Origin of the sequence: Acinetobacter pecorum (genome assembly GCF_014837015.1) — a bacterium.
In the GTDB taxonomy this organism is placed as follows: domain Bacteria; phylum Pseudomonadota; class Gammaproteobacteria; order Pseudomonadales; family Moraxellaceae; genus Acinetobacter; species Acinetobacter pecorum.
The window spans coordinates 274,775-293,576 of the sequence record NZ_JACSPT010000001.1 but is presented as its reverse complement, the minus strand read 5'-3'; the positions used below and the strand labels follow the sequence as shown (position 1 = coordinate 293,576).

Sequence of the window (18,802 nt, the reverse complement as noted above, 5' to 3'; positions counted from 1 at the left end):
AAGTTGTTGCACGATTAGACTATTCCAAACCATGTCAGTGACGACAGGTTTTAGTTCATCTAAGATTATAACGCTGGTTCAACCAGTATTGAGGAACCCGATATGCCACAATACAAAGCGCCTTTACGTGATATGCAATTCGTTTTGCATGAGTTATTAAATGCTGAACAACACTATGCAAATCTCCCTGCATTCCAAGAAAACGTAAGCCGTGAGCTGGTGGATCAGTACTTAGAAGCTGCAGCAGACTTCTGTGAAAATGAATTATCTCCTATTAACCAGACCGGTGACCGTGAAGGCTGTACCTGGAATGATGGCGTTGTCACCACTCCAACTGGTTTTAAAGAAGCATACCAAAAATATATCGAGCTGGGCTTCCCTTCTCTTTCTGCTGAAGAGCAATATGGCGGCCAAGGTCTTCCTAACTCTTTAGGCATCACAATTTCTGAAATGGTCGGTACTGCGAACTGGGCATGGGGTATGTACCCGGGTCTGTCTCACGGTGCAGTTCGTACTTTAGAACACCACGGTTCTCAAGAACAAAAAGATACCTATCTGCCTAAACTGGTTTCAGGCGAGTGGACGGGTACGATGTGTCTGACCGAATCTCACGCAGGTTCTGACTTAGGTATTATCCGTACCAAAGCCGAGCCACAAGCTGACGGCAGCTATGCAATCTCTGGCGAGAAAATCTTTATCTCTGCTGGTGAACATGACATGGCAGAGAACATCATCCACATTGTACTGGCTCGCCTTCCTGGCGCACCGAAAGGTACCAAAGGTATTTCTCTGTTCATCGTACCAAAATTCAACCTGAATGCTGACGGTTCAATCGCTGACCGCAATGGCGTACGTTGTGGTTCGATCGAACACAAAATGGGTATCCATGGTAACGCAACGTGTGTGATCAACTTTGATAACGCAAAAGGTTACCTGATTGGGCCTGAAAACCGTGGTCTAAACTGCATGTTCACGTTCATGAACACAGCACGTATCGGTACAGCAGTTCAAGGTCTTGCAGCATCTGAAGGTTCATTCCAAGGCGCACTTGCATATGCAAAAGACCGCCTGGCGATGCGTTCTTTAAGTGGTCCTAAAGCACCTGAAAAAGACGCAGATCCAATCATTGTGCATCCTGCGGTACGTAATATGCTGTTGACGCAAAAAGCATATGCAGAAGGTGGTCGTGCCCTGGTTTACCTGTTAGCACAATACGCTGACGTGGTTGAACATGCATCGGAAGAAGCAGACCGTAAATTTGCAGACAACATCTTGTCACTGCTCACACCTATCGCAAAAGCGTTCCTGACTGAAACCGGTTCTGAAGCTGCGAAACACGGTGTACAGGTATTCGGTGGTCATGGCTTTATTTCTGAGCACGGTATGGAGCAAATTGTACGTGATACACGTATTGCTTGCCTGTACGAAGGTACGACTGAAATCCAGGCACTGGACTTGTTAGGCCGTAAAGTTCTGGGTACTCAAGGTGCAATGTTGAAAGACTTCACCAAGATCATCCATAAATTTGCTGAAGCAAACAAAGACAATGCTGCAATGCAAGAGTTTGTTGAACCGCTTGCGGCATTGAACAAGGAATGGGGCGACCTGACCATGCAGATTGGTATGCGTGCGATGCAAAACCCTGAAGAAGTGGGTGCAGCTGCGGTTGACTACCTGTACTTCTCTGGTTATGTAACCCTTGCATACCTATGGGCACGCATGGCACTGGTTGCTCAGGAAACACTTGCTGCTGGTACAACTGAAGCAGACTTCTACAATGCCAAGTTGACTACTGCACGTTTCTACTTCAAGAAAATCCTGCCACGTGTTCGTGCACACGTTGACGTAATTGCAACAGGTGTAGAGCCGTTAATGACTTTAGATGCTGAACACTTCGCATTCTAAGTTAGTGCAGTTTTAAATGCATAATAAGAAAAAGGACGGTCATCATCAGGCAGTCCTTTTTCTTTATAAAGCGTTACAGAATTAACCTTTAGTCGTCTAACATTCAGATTTTTAATGCTTTAGACTGAGTCAAACAACCCAATCAAACAATAAAACAGGTGACACACTATGCCAATTTATAACGCGCCACTTGCTGACATGAAATTCATTCTGAACGATGTCTTCAATGCAGAACAGTTCTGGCAAGCCAATGAAAACCTTGCCCACTTGGATACTGCTACAGCAGAAGCTATTCTTGAAGAAATGGCAAAGTTTGCACAAAATGTCACGCTTCCTCTGAACCGTACAGGTGATGAAGAAGGTGCAAAATATGAAAATGGCAATGTCACCACACCTGCTGGTTTTAAAGAAGCATTCAAACAATATGCTGAGGGCGGCTGGATCGGCCTGGGTGCTGATGCTGAATGGGGCGGCCAGGAAATGCCAAAAATGCTGACCGTTCTGTCAGATGAAATGCTTTTTGCCACCAATCCATCTTTCATGCTCTACCCGCTTCTTTCAGTGGGTGCGGGTATGGCTTTAAACAGCTATGGTTCTCAAGCGCAAAAAGAAACTTACCTGCCTAAAATTTACTCTGGTGAATGGTCAGGTACCATGTGCCTAACTGAACCGCATGCAGGTACCGATCTTGGTATTATCAAGACCAAAGCTGAACGTAATGATGATGGTACTTATAGCATTACTGGTACCAAGATTTTCATCACTGGCGGTGACCATGACCTTGCTGAGAACATCATTCATTTAGTTCTTGCAAAAACGCCTGATGCGCCTGCCGGTTCTCGTGGTATTTCCCTGTTCATCGTACCAAAATTCCTGGTCAATGCAGATGGTTCACTGGGTGAACGCAATCCGGTTGGCCCTGGTTCGATTGAACACAAAATGGGGATCAAGGCATCTGCAACGTGTGTAATGAACTTCGACGGTGCGAAAGGTTACCTGGTTGGTAAAGAAAATGAAGGGCTGGCGGCAATGTTCGTGATGATGAACTATGAACGCCTGTCAATGGGTATCCAGGGCTTGGGCGCTTCTGAATTTGCTTACCAAAATGCTGCGCAATATGCGACAGACCGTTTACAGGGTCGTAGTGCGGCTGGCGTTCAGTCGCCAAACAAACCTGCAGACAGTATTCTGGTACATGGTGATGTACGCCGTATGCTGCTGAATGCACGTGCCAACAATGAAGCTTCGCGTGCATTCGCGGTATATGTAGGTCAACAACTGGATATCACCAAGTTCTCGACCGATCCGGAAGCTGTGAAAAAGGCCAATGACCGTGTTGCGCTATTAACACCAATCGCAAAAGCGTATCTGACCGATACTGCATTCCAGGCAACCCTGGATGCGCAAATGGTCTTTGGCGGCCACGGCTATATCCGTGAATGGGGTGTGGAGCAATGCATCCGTGACCTGCGTATTTCCCAGATTTATGAAGGCACCAACGGCGTACAGTCACAAGACTTGATCGGTCGTAAAACCATTAAATGCGGCGGTGAATATATCTCTGAATATATCTCTGAAATCCGTGACTTTGCCAACAGCCTGGATGCAGACCTGAACTTCATTAAAGATGCTACTCTGGATGCAGCCACTGAAGTTGAATCAGTGACTCAGTATATTCTGGAAGCAGCAAAAGAAAGTCATGACTTTCCAAACTCGGCTGCGGTTGACTATCTGCATGCAGTAGGTCTATTGAGCTTCTCTTATATGTTTGCGCGCATTGCCAATGCAGCAAAAGATAAAGAGGGTGAGTTCTATAAAAATAAACTCGCTCTGGCATGCTACTTTGTGCAACGTATCCTGCCTGAACTGGCAGTACGCATTACTAAAGTAAAATCAGGTGCTGACGTAATCATGAACTTCTCTGAAGATTATTTTACCACCCAAGCTTAAACTGAAAAAACCGCAATAAAAAACGCCTGCTGATGCAGGCGTTTTTTTAGACTCCAAAATTAAACTTTTTGGATCAGTAGTGTATCTGGTTGATTATTCGTTTTCGGGTTCAAATGTTTATTTACAATTTTGATATTCCCCTCTGACTCCAATGACTCACAAAGTTCCACCACCTTTTGCATATCCTCAGCCTTAATGCCTACGCCGAGGATTAATTTTTTTCCGGCTTCTAATTGGCTAATTTTTGTTTGAATTTTATCTAACACTTTTTTCTCCTATTTATTCAATGTACCACTCATACAATATAGCAATTTAGTCTAAAAAAAGCGCAAAAGTTCAAATAATTTAATCTTTATTTTTCATTCAATCATTCTGTGCATGATCTTTGCACGTTATTCTGTAACTATCGTTTATATCACATGGAAAATCAGGAGGATAATATGTCCATATCTCGTTCGAAAATTGAAAAATTTGAAGCCCTCCTCGACCGTTTCGGTAATCTTGCTGTAGAAAGCTTCCATTATATTGCCCTGTTTATTATTGGCTGTATGGTGATCTGGTCTGCGGGCCATACCGTCATCGATATTCTGACTGTCAAACAGTTTGCCACTATTGACGATATTCTTTTACTGTTTATTTATCTGGAACTTGGCGCCATGGTCGGTATCTATTTCAAGACCAACCATATGCCGGTACGCTTCCTGATTTATATTGCTATTACCGCACTGACCCGTTTGCTGATTGCAGATATTCAACATACCCATAAGGCCAGCATGGATCTGGTCATTATTACCGGTTCAATCCTGATTCTGGCTTTTGCAATCTTGGTGGTGCGTTATGCTTCATGGACCTATCCATCGGTGATGCGTGACAAACATAGTGAAAAGCCCCTACCGCCCGGCAAAACGCCACGTCCAGAAGATGATGAACTGGCATAGTCTTTTAAGCCTTCTTTTTTTGCACTTCAGCTTAAAGCCATACTTAAGCCTCGCTCAGGGTTTAGGACTATTTATCTCAAGCAACCTATCCCTAGCCCTCTCCTGACAGGAGAGGGAACTATTTTGGTCTTTCTGGTTATTTACGCTTATAACTGAATTATCCGTTCAGAATTTAAAACAGTTTAACGATTCGACATCAGCACATAACGTCCATTTTCATAGATCCAGTAGCTTCCCCGCGGTGGTGCAGGTAAACCCAGGCGCTGCCAGTCACTGATCATGGTATATCTGGAACTTTCAATTCGAGCCACGTTCGGATCACCATTGACCCAGCTATAACTGTTCGAATTTTGGTAAATGGTGGTCGGTGCCTGATACTGAATATTGAGGCCGCTTTGACTCTGCACCGGTGGATGGCCGCCATGTGCAGGTCGTTGCGGATAATACGGTCTTGGTGGCACCGGACGTTGCGGATGATGCTGCCGTGGTGGATCATAAGCTGGTGGTGCACTACGATAATTCGGTACAGAACGGTCTACACCACTGTAGCCCACCCAGGCATTTCCAGCCATGCTCTGTGCAGAAGCTCCCAATAGCAATGTAGCGAATATTGCACCCGATAATACTATTTTCATTTGAGCTTCCTCTAAATATCCTGATTATATTTTAAACAAAATAAATGCAGGAAATATGAATAAGCTTGTAGGACCTGCAATTTTTTGTAATGCACTTTCATGTTTTCATTCTGGCAGGCACATCGGCAGGCGGCTGCTTTATGCTAAAATTGCTTTTTTAATGTTTCGAGTTGAATACCGTGGCTGATTTAAATTTCGATCGTTTATATGAATATTTTTCTAAAGTGCCGAGTGTTCAGAAAGAGCGAATTGATAGCTATGGCTCAGATGGCAAACAGGCATGGTGGTTTAAATTTCAGATTAATGTAGATCATCCGCTGGCGTGGCAAACTGTGCAAGAGCTGGGACATGTCCTGAATTATATTTCTAAAAATGAACGTCTTCCGACTCAGTTTCTTCCCGTATCACCTCCACCGTACATGAATGGTGTTGCCAAAGATTTCCTGTCCTGGGTGATCCAGTGTAATCATGCAGATTTCCCGCCAGACGTGGTCTGTGACTGGCTAGAAGCGCGTCTACCCAATCCGGTCGATGATGAAACCCAATGGAAAATTAAAACTGATATTTCTGAACTGGATCAATTAACGGATAAAGAGCTGGATCAGCTGGTTCCGCCAAATCCAGAATCAAAAAGCTGATCATAAAATATCTCCCTAAGTCCCTCTTTTTCAAAGAGGGACTTTCCTCCCATTTTTTAAAGAGAGGTCAGGAGGAATTTAAAATCAAAACGTCGACCAGCCACTCCATTCCATAAAGCGATACAGCCAGTATTTCCATCGTGAATCATCCTGATAGGCAGCATAATCAAGACTTGCTTTTTGGCCATTCTGGTTCGACCAAGAACTATTAAAATAACGCTGGGCATCGACGAACACACTCGCCTGTGATGACCCAACTACACGCAAATCAGTTTCCAGATTATAGTTTTTCAGGTTACGGGCCGTGAAATTGGCTGAACCTAAAATCATTTCAGCTTGCTGGGTATTACGCTTGATGATCATCTTGCTATGACATTGCTCCCCTTGGGTATTACACCAACGTACCGGAATGCCAGCTTGATGCAGTTCCCAAGCCACCTGCCGGTTTGGAATCCCGTTCTTTTCACGGCCAAAAGCATCTTTATTGGGATCGAGCAAAACCCGAACCTTGACACCACGATCATGAGCCGCGATCAGGCTTTTAATAATTTTGCGTTCAGACAGATAAAACATCGCCAGATCAATCTGTTCATTGGCTTTTGCCGTCTGGATCAGGTTCAGAATCGCGTCATAAATGGCTTTTTCTGTCAGCACCTGCACCTGTGGCTGGGTATTCTCTGCCTGAAAATCCCCCGCAACGATCGCTGGCATATTGGCATGTGACATCATGCCTACAGACTGTTCCGTTTTCAGAATGTCTACGGCTGTAGTCCCCCAGACTAACAAGCCAATATTGGAATGCCGTGAACTGCCATCATGCGGGTTCATGGAGGTGACTAGAGCTTTCCAGCCCTGATCGGTATCCACCACTAAAGTTTTACGATGATTGGCTTTAAAGTTAAATAAATCAAAATAACTGCGCAGGGTAATTTTTTCTGGTCCAAATGGATTTGGTAACCAGCCTTTTTCCGGGTTATTGCCAATGCCTTGGCAACATAAATACCAGAAGCCTGACCAGCCCGGATTGGAAGCTCGTAAAGGAAGAAGATTGGTTTCAATGACATCGATGCCGTGCTGGCGCAACTCCCGATACTGTTCGGACTTGACCCCGCCATAGACCGAATTGATCGGATCAGTAATAAACTTGATTTCCACCTCGGGCTGTACCAGACGTTTACTGACCAGAGCATCCGTCAGCTGTTGACTCAATGCCTGATGCTCCTGTTTCGAGGTTCCGGTTTGCTGATTAAACAAAAACATATCCAGCACAATCAGTGATTTGGCCTCTTCAATCATTTTCAGCATTTCATTGAAAATGCGATGATCCAGATGCTGTTTTCCTTCTGCATCCAGATAGGTCTGATCGGCCAGAAACTTGACTTCGGCATGACGCAGCTTGCCCGTGTAATTCAAGCCTTCCGGTAAAGGCTTATAAGTATGATAAATGGCAGATGCCAGATAACTGACTGCCAGCAGACTGATGGCTAAGGCCGCATAACGGCGAGTCGACCAGTTCAGTTTATTGTGAATTCGTTGAAAGATACGCATAAGAAAAAACCTAACCCAATATGTTCAGGCTAGGTTTTATCTGATGATTTTTCAAGTAGATTTCAGTGATCTCTATTTGATTTGACCTGTTAGTTTATGAATATATTAGAAATCATACTGTAGGCCGACGGTAAAGTTGCGACCCACCTGAGGAATATTGGACAGGAATGAAGTATGTGAATACACCTGATCATCAAGCAGATTATTGGCTTTGAAATAAACCCGGTAAGCATTTTTATCTGCGATGCTATTGGCATAACTTAAGCCAACATTCACCATATTGTAGCCTTGGGTTTCATTTTCATAACTGGCAATCTTGTCCTGATTAAAGACATGATAATATTCAGCCAGACCTGACCAGCCATCGGCAAAGTCTGCTTCAACTTTGGTGCCTAAACGACCCGCGGGTACACGTGGTGCATTCTCAGCTTCAATCTTGCCACGCACATAGTCACCGAAAACACTGACTTTATACATGTCATTGATCTGGTAACCTGCCTGTGCCTCAGTCCCATAGAATCTGGCTTTGTCTTGGGTATACTGCACACCGCGTAAATTACCTTTCTGCGCTATTGTTTCGCCATAAATATAATCATCGAACCAGTTGTGATACACATGCACATGGTAATCCAGCTGATCGCCTTCATAATGCAGACCCAATTCAAGATTATTTGAAGTTTCTTTATCGAGATCAGGGTTACCGAGTTCATACGTATTGGTGGCAAAATGCAGGCCATCCGCGTACAGCTCTTGGGCCAAAGGCAAACGCTGCTGATGTGATCCCACCACAGAAAGCTTGTAGTTCGGTGCAAATTCCCAGTTGGCCGCAGCAGATGCAGATACGCCAGTGCCTGAATAATCTTTCTGCTCAGAATCCACTTTCACTTTTTGATGTTCAACGCGTGCGCCCAACTCGACATGCACATCGCCAAACTGTTTATGTTCCAAAGCAAATAAGCTGTATTTCTGGGTTTTGGTGTCTGGCATGAACACATCATGATTATGACCAGCGTGTTCGCTATGATCATGCTCATGTCCTTCATCATCATGCTCGTCATGGCCATGGGATTCTGGAGCGGATAAATTAATTTTCTGCTGTGAAAGCTGGGTTCCAACTACCCCTTCCCAGCCTGCAACTGGCACATGCACCAGTTCTAAACGGCCGTCATAGCCCTTACTTTTAAAATTACTGATCACTTCGCTTTCTTCAAGCTCATCATGTTCATAGTCAGTAAAGCTGGCATGCGCACGCAGTTTTTCAACACCGGCAAATGGTTGCTCCAGTTCGGTACGCACCTCATAACGCTCGGATTTTAAATCCACCCAAGGGCCAGCTGTTTCTTCATGATCGTGCTCATCTTCATCTGGTTTTGGGCAGTGAAAATGATCTCCATGAATTTCACAGCCATGATATTCATGACTATGACCGGGCAAGCCATACTGATCCTGACGGTTGCTATAAGACAGACCAACAAAACCACGGTCATGAATCCATGAACCGCCAATATTCACCGTTTGTCCTTCGGCAAAGGTATTGCCTACACGGCGTTCTTTATGAAAATGGGAGTGATCTCCATGCGGCTCTTCGACCACATAATCCGGAGCAATATAATCATTAGCTTTACGTTTTGAACCTTCTACCCGCAAAGCAAAGCTTTCACCAATACCTGCTGTCACACCAGCACTCGCCAGTTTCTCGTCACTGCCTGAGTTATAACGTAGACCCACTGTACCTTCCAGACCATCTTCAGGCATTTGGGTCGGAATTTTCTGATCGGTGACATTTACCAGACCACCGACTGTACCGGCACCATAAAGTAGCGTAGATGGACCACGAATCACTTCAACCTGTTTGGCAAGAATCGGATCAACGGTGACAGCATGGTCAGGAGACAAAGTGGACACATCCGCTGTTTCAGACGCATGCTGCAATACTTTTATGCGTGGGCCATCCTGACCACGAATAACGGGACGGCTGGCACCGCTGCCAAACTGATTGGAATAAACCCCCAGCTCATCTGCCAAGGCATCACCAATGGTCGTCGCCCGTTCAGACAGCGCTTTCTGATCTACAACATGATCTGCAACCGCAAAATCTGCCGCTGTTTGCACCAATGGATGAGCTTGCACCTGAATGGTATCCAAAGTCTGTACAGGTATTGAAGATAAAGTTTGTTCTGCAAATACCGTAGGCGCAGCTATAGCAAAAATTGACAGTGTTATTAGATTCTTAGGAAAGGACATGACCGAAGCTCAAATTCAGTATTTTGGATGAATGTTATAATATAACATTTCATTATTTTTGCAATCCTTTACGATAATGAGCTGAATATTTTATTAGAATGTCTTTTGAATATTTTTTATTACATTAAAAACACTATTTTTATGCCCTTTACCTTGTCGCATGCTGTGCTTGCTCCCCCCATTTCACGTTTAAGCGGAAACCGGCTTCCGATTGCTGCACTGGCGATTGGCTGTATGGTGCCCGATTTATATCGTCTCTTTACTTCGAGCAATTCAAATATCACGCATTTATGGTCTTCACTGATACATCCTGACCTGTGGATCGGACTTGTTTTCTGCATGATCTGGTATGGTCTATATCGCCCAGCCATTTACCGTTTCATCGGTATTCAGCATGAGTTAAATATTTGCAGCATCCTTTCAGCATTAAAGTTTTTCTTGGCAGTTTGTCTTGCACTGATTGTCGGTACAGCAAGCCATTTAATCTGGGATGGACTAACGCATGTCGACTTTCGTACTTTTGCCTTTCATGATTTTTTAGCCCAACAGTTTCAGCTGTTTGGCAACAGTTATCCCTTGCATCGGATTTTACAGATCGGCACATCCGTGATTGTTTTGCCGTTTATGCTGTGGATGAGTGTGCACTACTATAAAAAGCATCAGCAATATCTGGCAGTCAGCCGAAAAATCAAAGTGTTTGCGTGGAGCTTAGTTCTGTTTTCTGTATTGACCGGCCTGTTTTCTGTTTGGGATTATGCGCGCTATATTCCTACAGATGTCTGGCGATCGGATCTGTACTATTTTACTGGCCGCTCGATCAATGAATTTAGTCAGGGCTTTCTGATCACCTTCAGTCTGGGTTGTTTATTGTTTTTATTTTTGGACAGAGATCGCCGGATGGGTTAAATAAAGCACTGGCTCCAGGTTCTTTCACCGTAAAATAATATTGTTTTTGACTCAAGTTCTTGTGACAACATGCCCAAAGAGGCATAATCTTAACTTTACTCAAAGCGGTACGCTGTTTACGTATTCGCTGACCTTAAACCATATAGTTGGATTTCTAACGCTATGATGCGAACTCATTACTGCGGTTCTTTAACCGAAGCTCAAATTGACCAGACCGTAACATTATGCGGTTGGGTGCACCGTCGCCGTGACCACGGTGGTGTCATCTTCCTTGACATGCGTGACCGTGATGGTCTTGTTCAAGTGGTCATTGACCCGGATACTCCTGAAGCATTCGCAACTGCTGATAAAGTACGTTCAGAATTTGTCTTAAAAATTACAGGCCGTGTACGTCGCCGTTATGCAGGCACAGAAAATGCCAATATGGTGAGTGGTCAAATCGAAGTTCTGGGTAAAGAAATTGAAGTTCTTGCTGCGTCTGAAACTCCGCCATTCCCTTTGAATGACGAAAATACCAATATTTCTGAAGAAATTCGTTTGAAATACCGCTTTTTGGACATTCGTCGTCCAGAAATGCTAGATCGCCTACGTTTCCGTTCTAAATTGACTAACCTGATTCGTAACTACTTCGAGGAAAATGGTTTCCTGGACGTTGAAACTCCGATCTTGACTCGTGCAACCCCTGAAGGTGCACGTGACTACTTAGTGCCTAGCCGTGTATCGAACGGTAGCTTCTATGCACTGCCACAGTCTCCACAGCTGTTTAAACAGTTGTTGATGGTGGGTGGTATTGATCGTTACTACCAAATTGCTAAATGTTTCCGTGACGAAGACTTGCGTGCTGACCGTCAGCCTGAATTCACACAAATCGACGTTGAAACATCGTTCATGAGTGACGATGACATCATGGATTTAATGGAAACTTTAACGATCAAGATGTTCAAAGAACTTCTAAACGTTGAGTTTGATAAATTTCCACGCATGACATACAACGATGCAATGCGTGACTATGCGTCTGACAAACCAGATATGCGTATTCCTTTGAAACTGGTTGACGTTGCAGACTTGATGCAAGACGTTGAGTTCAAGGTATTCGCAGGTCCTGCAAAGGATCCTAAAGGCCGTATCGTTGCGCTTCGCGTACCGGGTGCTGGTTCACTCCCACGTAGCGCAATTGATGAATACACCAAATTTGTAGGCATCTACGGTGCGCGTGGTTTGGCTTATATCAAAGTTAACGAACTTGAAAAAGGTATCGAGGGTCTTCAATCTCCAATCGTGAAATTCATCGAGCCAATCGTGCTGGATCTGTTGAAACGTGTGGGTGCTGAAAATGGCGATATCGTGTTCTTTGGTGCAGACAAAGCCAAAGTTGTAAATGATGCAATGGGCGCGCTTCGTGTGAAGATCGGTCATGACATGAATCTTGCGACTTGCGAGTGGGCTCCGCTTTGGGTAGTTGATTTCCCAATGTTCGAAGAAACAGATGACGGCAAATGGACCTCTGTTCACCATCCGTTCACGCTGCCTAAATCAAGCGTTGAAGAAGTGAAGAATAACCCAGGTGCTGCACTTTCAGTTGCGTACGATATGGTATTGAACGGTACTGAAATCGGTGGTGGTTCATTGCGTATCTATAACCTTGAAATGCAAAAAGCCATCTTTGAAGCACTAGGTATTTCTGAAGAAGAAGCAGAAGAGAAATTCAGCTTCTTGCTAAATGCCTTACGTTATGGCGCGCCTCCACATGGTGGTCTGGCCTTCGGTCTTGACCGTCTGGTGATGTTGATGACAGGTGCATCTTCAATTCGTGACGTAATCGCATTCCCGAAAACCAAAACTGCTGAATGTCCATTGACTCAAGCACCAGCACCAGTTGAATCAAACCAGCTGCGTGACCTTGGTATTCGCTTGCGTGAAAAACCAAAAGCTGAATCTCAAGAATAATTCTTGACGTTTTAAGTGAAAAAGCCCTGCCTTGAGCGGGGCTTTTTTGTAAGATTGAGTCGCATCTGGAACAGTGGCATAATAGCCATAGTTTTTAATCTAAGGTAATTAGCAATGGCTATGCGTCCTGCAGTTCGTAATCGCAGCATTATGCTTATTGTATTTTCAGTGGTTCAATGGCTGTTTATGCGCTATATCCTTGCCAACAACCTGTTCAATCTCGATACCAACGACCGTATTGTATATTTTTGCCTGAGTAGTATTTTAGGTGCCCTGCTGATTTTTGTGGGTTTGATTTATATGGTGCTGAAGGGCAATCCAGATAAAGATCTATAATCTGACTATCTGGATCACATGTACACCCTACTCAAAAATTTCTCCAAGCTTCCGTTAAGATTCATTCAAAATCTTGCACAACTGGCCGGATCTCTTTTGTATCTCAGCCACTCTTCTGCACGCCAGGTGACAGAGATTAATCTGACATCTGCCTACCCTGACCTATCTGAAGCTGAACGGTCTGACTTGACCAAACGCAGTCTGAAAAGTCAGTGCATGACCTATGCAGAATCAGTCAAGATTTGGGGCTCATCTCCCGAATACGCGCTGTCTTTAATTCAGGATGTGCATGGCGAAGATATTTTCCTGCAAGCTTTGCAAAATCCTCATGGCTGTTTGGCCGTGGTACCACATTTTGGTACTTGGGAGCTGTTGAATGTCTGGGTGAATCAACACACCTCTCCTGTGATTATGTACAAACCCAGCAAGAATGAAGACATCGATCGTTTTATGCTGGAAGCCAGACAACGGCTCAAGGCGACCCTTGTTCCAACAGATGATTCTGGTGTGCGTGCTGTGTTTAAGCATCTTAAGCAAGGCGGTTTTTCTGCAATTTTGCCAGACCATGTTCCTAAAGAATCCGGGGGAATTTATTCTTATTTTTATGGCCAGAACGCTTTATCTTCTACCTTGCTTTCCAAACTGGCAGCTAAAACACAATGTTCAGTGGTCGGGCTGAGTTGCCTCAGACGCAAGGATCTTTCAGGCTATGATATTGTGGTGACCCCAATTTCTGACGATATTTTATCGAAAGATTTACAGCTTTCTGTAGATACTTTAAATAAAGAAATGGAGCGCATGATTAATGTCGCACCAGAACAGTATTTGTGGGGTTACAAGAGATTCAGACGTCTAGCAGGCGGTGTTAATCTTTATAAACCGACTCATTAAAATCATGCGGTGTAATAATTGTCAGAAGATAGACCGTCGCGAACTGAGCCAGTTTTTATACCAGTAGAACAGTTTTGGATATTGTAACATCAGTCGCTTTTCCCGGTTCAAATGCTGTAATTTATCCTGTAAATAATCCAGATCGTGATGAATACGATATAAAAATTTGCTGTAGATAGCAAAACCCAGTTTAAGGTTCCGTTCAAACAGTGCCAAAATGAGGTGCTCATACAATATCTGGAAATAAGGATTTTCCAGTTTGTCTCTATACAGGCTTAAGCCATATTCCAGACTCTTGATATGTTCTGGCTTAATTTCACCATTGGTAATACTGTCTGCCCTATAACGGTACCTGAACAGAGGCTCGGCAATTTCATAAATGATGAGGCCTTTACGATACAGGAATGGAATCGACAGCATGTCTTCGTAGAAATGATTTGGTGGAAACTGAAAGTCCTTTAAAAGTTTACGGTTATACACTCTTAACCATGTATACCAATAGTTTTTAAGAAACACGCGTTTTAAATAATCTGTATCGGCATAAACCAGGCCTGTCTGTTCAGCCAGCACCAGCGGTTTAGTCCCATACTGTTTATTTTCCATCAGTGCATTAAAGTGAATTAATTCCACCTCTGGTGTCTGCCTAATGACCTCTAAAATACGCGCTAAAAAATGAGGCTCAACATAATCATCAGAATCCAGATAGGCAATATACTGCCCCTTCGCCACCGCATAACCATTATTACGCGCCATGCTAAGACCCTGATTTTCTTGGTGGATAATACGGATATTGGCCTGAGATGAATGGGTAGCAAGATAGGCTTCCAAAATTTCTATTGAACGGTCTTTACAGCCATCATCGACAATAATGCATTCGACCTCTGAACTCAGCTGGGGTAATAATGATGTAATACAAGCTTCAATATAGTCCTCTACCCCATATACAGGGATAATGATAGATAACACATAAGGATAGCTTGAACTCATTTTTTTTCTTCACTCAAATTTAACTAAGCCTTTATTATTGCTTTTATCAGAAATTTTTCTTCTTATTGAGGTATTTTTGTTCTAGCCGGAGTGTTAAGTGTAAGTACCCGTATACAGATATAGCTAACTTTATAACCAATATATAAGCATCATGCAAAGGAGCCATACTTTTGCAGCTTACACCCTTTAGTTCAGATGGATCATCATAGTGATGATTGTCGTTTAATGCCAAGGCATGCAAAATAGCAGTACTACAACTCCTCGAAAGCGATAGACGCCATCATGACTTATACATGCGGGTTATAAAGCTGATGAAAATAATCTGATGTCTGGTGCTTAAGCAGCTTTAAAAATCAAAACAGTCTGTATTTATCAAATGGCATCTAAAAACTCAATATTCAGTGATCAGGCCAAGTTACCTTAGACACAGTTCATTAGCAGGTTATGATATTGTGACCGCCCAAATTTACGGTGACATTTCATCAAAAGATTTATATTTCTCTATCAATATCTTAAATCAAAAACAGAATATGTGATTTATATCACTCTAAAACAGTATTTGTCAGGATATAATCAGTGGAGAGCCTTACAAGACATACCTAAAAATCTTTATAATAAAGATCATCAATAAATTTCTACTTAATAAATCTACAGCGTCTAATGAAAAAAGAATTTAATCAATACCATATATTATTTATAGTGGATCATCTTAAAGGAGGGGGTGCAGAAAAAATTCTTCTTGATACCGCTACAAATTTAGAAAAGACTGGGCATCAAGTCACGGTTGTACCATTAAATCATCATGAGATTAAAATGGACATTCCCACGAATCTTAACTTCATAAAAGAAAGTTTTAATCAGTGTATTTGTTCAGGTAAATTACTCAGAAAACGAGAAACACCAACAGCCGATATAGAAAAGATTAATACAATAATTTCAGATATACAGCCAGATCTTATTATTTTATCGCATGCATTTGCATTCTGTCTTTCCGATTTTATCAGTGGAAATATATGGTTATGGATACATGGCGAGATTTTCAAATCATCCAGAAAACAGACCAATAATCCTTTCAGATGGTATAAAGAATACCGAAGACATTATCTCGATAAGAAATATTTTATTAAACTTTTTGACGGAAAAAATATTATTACCGTTAACCAGAATCTGGAAAAAGATTATAAGCACTTATTACCCCACTCACAAATTTTAACAATTTATAATGGTCTTGATATAAAACATATTGAGCAACAAAAATTAATAGAAGCCCAAAAGATCTGGGATTGCATATTTGTTGGTCGTTTAAGCCAGGAAAAACAGCCAGAACATGCTATCAGGGCATTTGCAAAATCTGAAAAAGCGAAAAACCTGCTCATTGTAGGAGAGGGTGATTTAAAGCCTTCACTACAGGATTTATGTAAACAACTAAATATTGAAAGTCGCGTAGAATTTATGGGATGGGTCAACAATCCGTATCAATATATTCAGCAAAGTCGGTTATTAATTTCCAGCTCGGTCAGTGAAGGTTATGGTTTAGTCATCTCAGAAGCACTTTATCTGGATGTTCCTGTAATTGCCTATAATGTAAGCGATGCGATTTCTCACCAATTGAGCATCGCAAATTTAGAAGAAAATTTGGTTACTCCCCAAAATATAGATGAATTGGCAGAGAAAATAGATCAAAATCTGAATCAAACCTATCGTACTTCTTTTGAGAAAAAACTGCTCTCAAATGAAACGATGGTTAATAAATTTTTAAACCTTATCAAGAATGATCATTACTAAAATGCTTTATTTAACTATCATCATCCCCATTTATAATGTTGAGAAGTATATTGTTGACTGTCTTCAAAGCATCATCGACCAGTTAGATGATCGGATTGAGATTCTATGTATTGACGATGGCTCAACAGATCATTCTATTGAAATTTTAAAAGATTATTTGAATCAGCAACCTAAATCTCTCGTAAAAAATATCAGAATCTTTCAACAGAAAAATTCAGGTGTCAGTTCTGCTAGGAATCTCGGTATTTCACATGCAAAAGGTACATATCTTACTTTCGTGGATCCAGACGATGTACTTTTAGAGACTTACGTTAAAGAGATAAATTTAGCTCTTTTAAATAATGTAGATGTAGTGAGTTTTGGATATAAAAAGCTTTCTGAAGATTTAAAATCAAGTACTGATCAATTTATTCCTCACTTTGTCAATCAACAGATTAGTAATTTACCCAGCAGTGAAAATGCTCTCATTGAAATTTTCAACTATAATCGCTGGTTTTCTGGAATTCATGTCTATAAAACCAGCCTGTTTAAAGATACTAAATTCCCAGAACTAACTCACTATGAAGATGCAGCAACCATTCCAAGTATAATGATAAAAGCCACATCATTTTATACGATTCCTAAACCCTTATATGGATACCGGATACGCTCAAGTAGTGCTACAAACTCTAAACAAGGTGCTAATATTGATAAGTCGCTGGCCTGTCTCGAACAACTTATTCCAATACTCATTGAGAAAACCAAGGTACAGGCGATTTTTATCATTCCATTAATGCATTTTTTTTATATTTATATCCATCAAAGTACCAAATACAAAAATAAGCAGACTGCAAAACTGAACTGGAAAAAATTTTCTCAACAAATTCAGCAATTGCCTTTTTCTGGCAAATTAATCAAAAATGAGCATAATCGACTTTTATACCAGTGCTTAAATTTGGGAATAAATGGGTTTTACCTGTCCAAATTAATGAGTCGCCTTTTACGTTCCCTCAAAAAGCGCTTAAGGAAGCCTTATCATCAATAATCAGCTTTAAATAATTTAAATAATGAGATCTAAATATTGGCTGGCTGCATAATCAGGTAAAAATTTTCGATCCAACCTAACTGGATTATTATCTGTTTGCTGTGAATATGCAGAAATTTTATCTGATAATGCCGAAATGTCGCCAGGTTTAACCAAACAATCAGATGGCAAAATTTCATTGGGACCTGATGGGCAATCAGTACTAATTACAGGTGTACCCAAAGCTAAAGATTCTAAAATGACCAACCCCAACCCTTCAAAATCAGATGACAACACCATAAATTTTGCATGCTTCATATAGGGATAGGGATTTTTTTTAAAACCTGTAAAAACAACTTTATCTTCAATACCTAACTCTTTAACTAGTCTTTGAGATGCCTCTAATAATTCGCCCGTACCCACCAAAACCAATTTTTCCTGAACATTCGCTTTTGCATACGCTTTAATTAAAACATCATGGCGCTTCTGTTGTTTAAATTTTCCAACATTCACAATATAGGGTGTATCAATATCTGGCACATATTCACTAGCTGTTGAAACGACTTGCTTAACATCAATCGGGTTATAAATAGTGGTTATTTTGCTTTTACGGCCAAAAACCTCAATAAAATCTTTCTCAACACCTTGACTGACTGCTACGCATGGTTTCGCCAAATAAATCTTGGTCAGCTCTTTTCGCATCCCTTCCAGTCTTTCACCATATTCCAGACTAGTCGTATTATGAATAACTAAATGAACATTAGGCAACTGGCTTTTAGACAAAATAAAATCGACAGGCAATAAGTTTGAAAGCACTAGATCAGGTGTGCCGATATTTTTTAGTACAAATTTATCAAATGCTTTGGCTGCAATACCGGAACGCATAAATTTAGGAATTGCACGATATTTTTGATAATCAAAAAAGTGGAGTTTTACGCCTTCAGGTATCGGTAAATCTATAATATTTTTAAAATAAACAATATGCGCTTCATGACCCGCATCAATTAAACCCTTTGCCAAAGTTAAAGCAAAACGTTCCGCCCCATTTCCCTGTAAAGTAAAAATAGCCAATACGATGGTTTTTTTCAT

The 18,802-nt window shown here is 41.8% G+C and carries 16 protein-coding genes; 10 read left to right on the top strand and 6 right to left on the bottom strand.

Annotated elements, in window-relative coordinates; all coding sequences use genetic code 11:
• Positions 1-102 precede the first annotated feature (102 nt).
• Both H9629_RS01305 and H9629_RS01300 read left to right on the top strand, forming a co-directional pair.
• Positions 103-1,905, top strand: coding sequence for an acyl-CoA dehydrogenase C-terminal domain-containing protein (locus H9629_RS01305; protein WP_064094741.1), 1,803 nt, complete (start codon positions 103-105; stop codon positions 1,903-1,905).
• 168 nt (positions 1,906-2,073) lie between these two features.
• Positions 2,074-3,855, top strand: a complete 1,782-nt coding sequence (locus H9629_RS01300; RefSeq protein ID WP_191730408.1) for an acyl-CoA dehydrogenase C-terminal domain-containing protein — start codon at positions 2,074-2,076, stop codon at positions 3,853-3,855.
• Positions 3,856-3,914: 59 nt separating this feature from the next.
• Here H9629_RS01300 and H9629_RS01295 read toward each other — a convergent pair whose 3' ends face one another.
• The gene (locus H9629_RS01295) at positions 3,915-4,121 is read right to left on the bottom strand and encodes a hypothetical protein (protein ID WP_064094743.1); all 207 of its coding nucleotides are present in this window, start codon (positions 4,119-4,121) and stop codon (positions 3,915-3,917) included.
• Positions 4,122-4,295: 174 nt separating this feature from the next.
• Between H9629_RS01295 and H9629_RS01290 the strand changes: the two genes are divergently transcribed.
• On the top strand, positions 4,296-4,793 hold the full coding sequence (locus H9629_RS01290; protein ID WP_064094744.1) for a phosphate-starvation-inducible protein PsiE: 498 nt from the start codon (positions 4,296-4,298) through the stop codon (positions 4,791-4,793).
• Between the two features lie 182 nt (positions 4,794-4,975).
• Here H9629_RS01290 and H9629_RS01285 read toward each other — a convergent pair whose 3' ends face one another.
• Positions 4,976-5,428, bottom strand: coding sequence for an RcnB family protein (locus tag H9629_RS01285; protein ID WP_191730407.1), 453 nt, complete (start codon positions 5,426-5,428; stop codon positions 4,976-4,978).
• A 179-nt stretch (positions 5,429-5,607) separates the two neighbouring features.
• Between H9629_RS01285 and H9629_RS01280 the strand changes: the two genes are divergently transcribed.
• A complete protein-coding gene (locus tag H9629_RS01280; protein WP_064094746.1) occupies positions 5,608-6,066 on the top strand; it encodes a hypothetical protein in 459 nt (152 codons plus the stop codon).
• Positions 6,067-6,150: 84 nt separating this feature from the next.
• On the opposite strand, the gene H9629_RS01275 is transcribed toward H9629_RS01280, so the two are convergent.
• The gene (locus H9629_RS01275; protein WP_191730406.1) at positions 6,151-7,614 is read right to left on the bottom strand and encodes a phospholipase D family protein; all 1,464 of its coding nucleotides are present in this window, start codon (positions 7,612-7,614) and stop codon (positions 6,151-6,153) included.
• Between the two features lie 105 nt (positions 7,615-7,719).
• The gene (gene znuD / locus H9629_RS01270; protein ID WP_191730405.1) at positions 7,720-9,858 is read right to left on the bottom strand and encodes a zinc piracy TonB-dependent receptor ZnuD; all 2,139 of its coding nucleotides are present in this window, start codon (positions 9,856-9,858) and stop codon (positions 7,720-7,722) included.
• A gap of 141 nt (positions 9,859-9,999) precedes the next feature.
• On the opposite strand from znuD, the gene H9629_RS01265 reads away from it, so the two are divergent.
• The 4 genes from H9629_RS01265 to H9629_RS01250 all read left to right on the top strand — a co-directional run bounded on the left by H9629_RS01265 (position 10,000) and on the right by H9629_RS01250 (position 13,938).
• Positions 10,000-10,764: a DUF4184 family protein gene (locus H9629_RS01265; RefSeq protein WP_144724112.1), complete on the top strand. Its 765-nt coding sequence runs from the start codon at positions 10,000-10,002 to the stop codon at positions 10,762-10,764.
• A gap of 162 nt (positions 10,765-10,926) precedes the next feature.
• The gene (gene aspS, locus H9629_RS01260; RefSeq protein WP_191730404.1) at positions 10,927-12,711 is read left to right on the top strand and encodes an aspartate--tRNA ligase; all 1,785 of its coding nucleotides are present in this window, start codon (positions 10,927-10,929) and stop codon (positions 12,709-12,711) included.
• A 114-nt stretch (positions 12,712-12,825) separates the two neighbouring features.
• Positions 12,826-13,047: a hypothetical protein gene (locus H9629_RS01255; protein ID WP_004278319.1), complete on the top strand. Its 222-nt coding sequence runs from the start codon at positions 12,826-12,828 to the stop codon at positions 13,045-13,047.
• Positions 13,048-13,065: 18 nt separating this feature from the next.
• Complete coding sequence (locus tag H9629_RS01250; protein ID WP_191730403.1) at positions 13,066-13,938, top strand: lysophospholipid acyltransferase family protein; 873 nt, start codon at positions 13,066-13,068, stop codon at positions 13,936-13,938.
• Positions 13,939-13,959: 21 nt separating this feature from the next.
• Here the strand turns inward: H9629_RS01250 and H9629_RS01245 are convergent, their stop codons facing one another.
• The gene (locus H9629_RS01245; RefSeq protein ID WP_191730402.1) at positions 13,960-14,925 is read right to left on the bottom strand and encodes a glycosyltransferase family 2 protein; all 966 of its coding nucleotides are present in this window, start codon (positions 14,923-14,925) and stop codon (positions 13,960-13,962) included.
• Positions 14,926-15,585: 660 nt separating this feature from the next.
• On the opposite strand from H9629_RS01245, the gene H9629_RS01240 reads away from it, so the two are divergent.
• Both H9629_RS01240 and H9629_RS01235 read left to right on the top strand, forming a co-directional pair.
• Entirely contained in the window at positions 15,586-16,710 is a 1,125-nt protein-coding gene (locus tag H9629_RS01240) for a glycosyltransferase (RefSeq protein ID WP_191730401.1), read from the top strand.
• Between the two features lies 1 nt (position 16,711).
• Positions 16,712-17,734, top strand: coding sequence for a glycosyltransferase family 2 protein (locus H9629_RS01235; protein ID WP_171254890.1), 1,023 nt, complete (start codon positions 16,712-16,714; stop codon positions 17,732-17,734).
• A 15-nt stretch (positions 17,735-17,749) separates the two neighbouring features.
• Here the strand turns inward: H9629_RS01235 and H9629_RS01230 are convergent, their stop codons facing one another.
• Complete coding sequence (locus H9629_RS01230; RefSeq protein ID WP_191730400.1) at positions 17,750-18,802, bottom strand: glycosyltransferase; 1,053 nt, start codon at positions 18,800-18,802, stop codon at positions 17,750-17,752.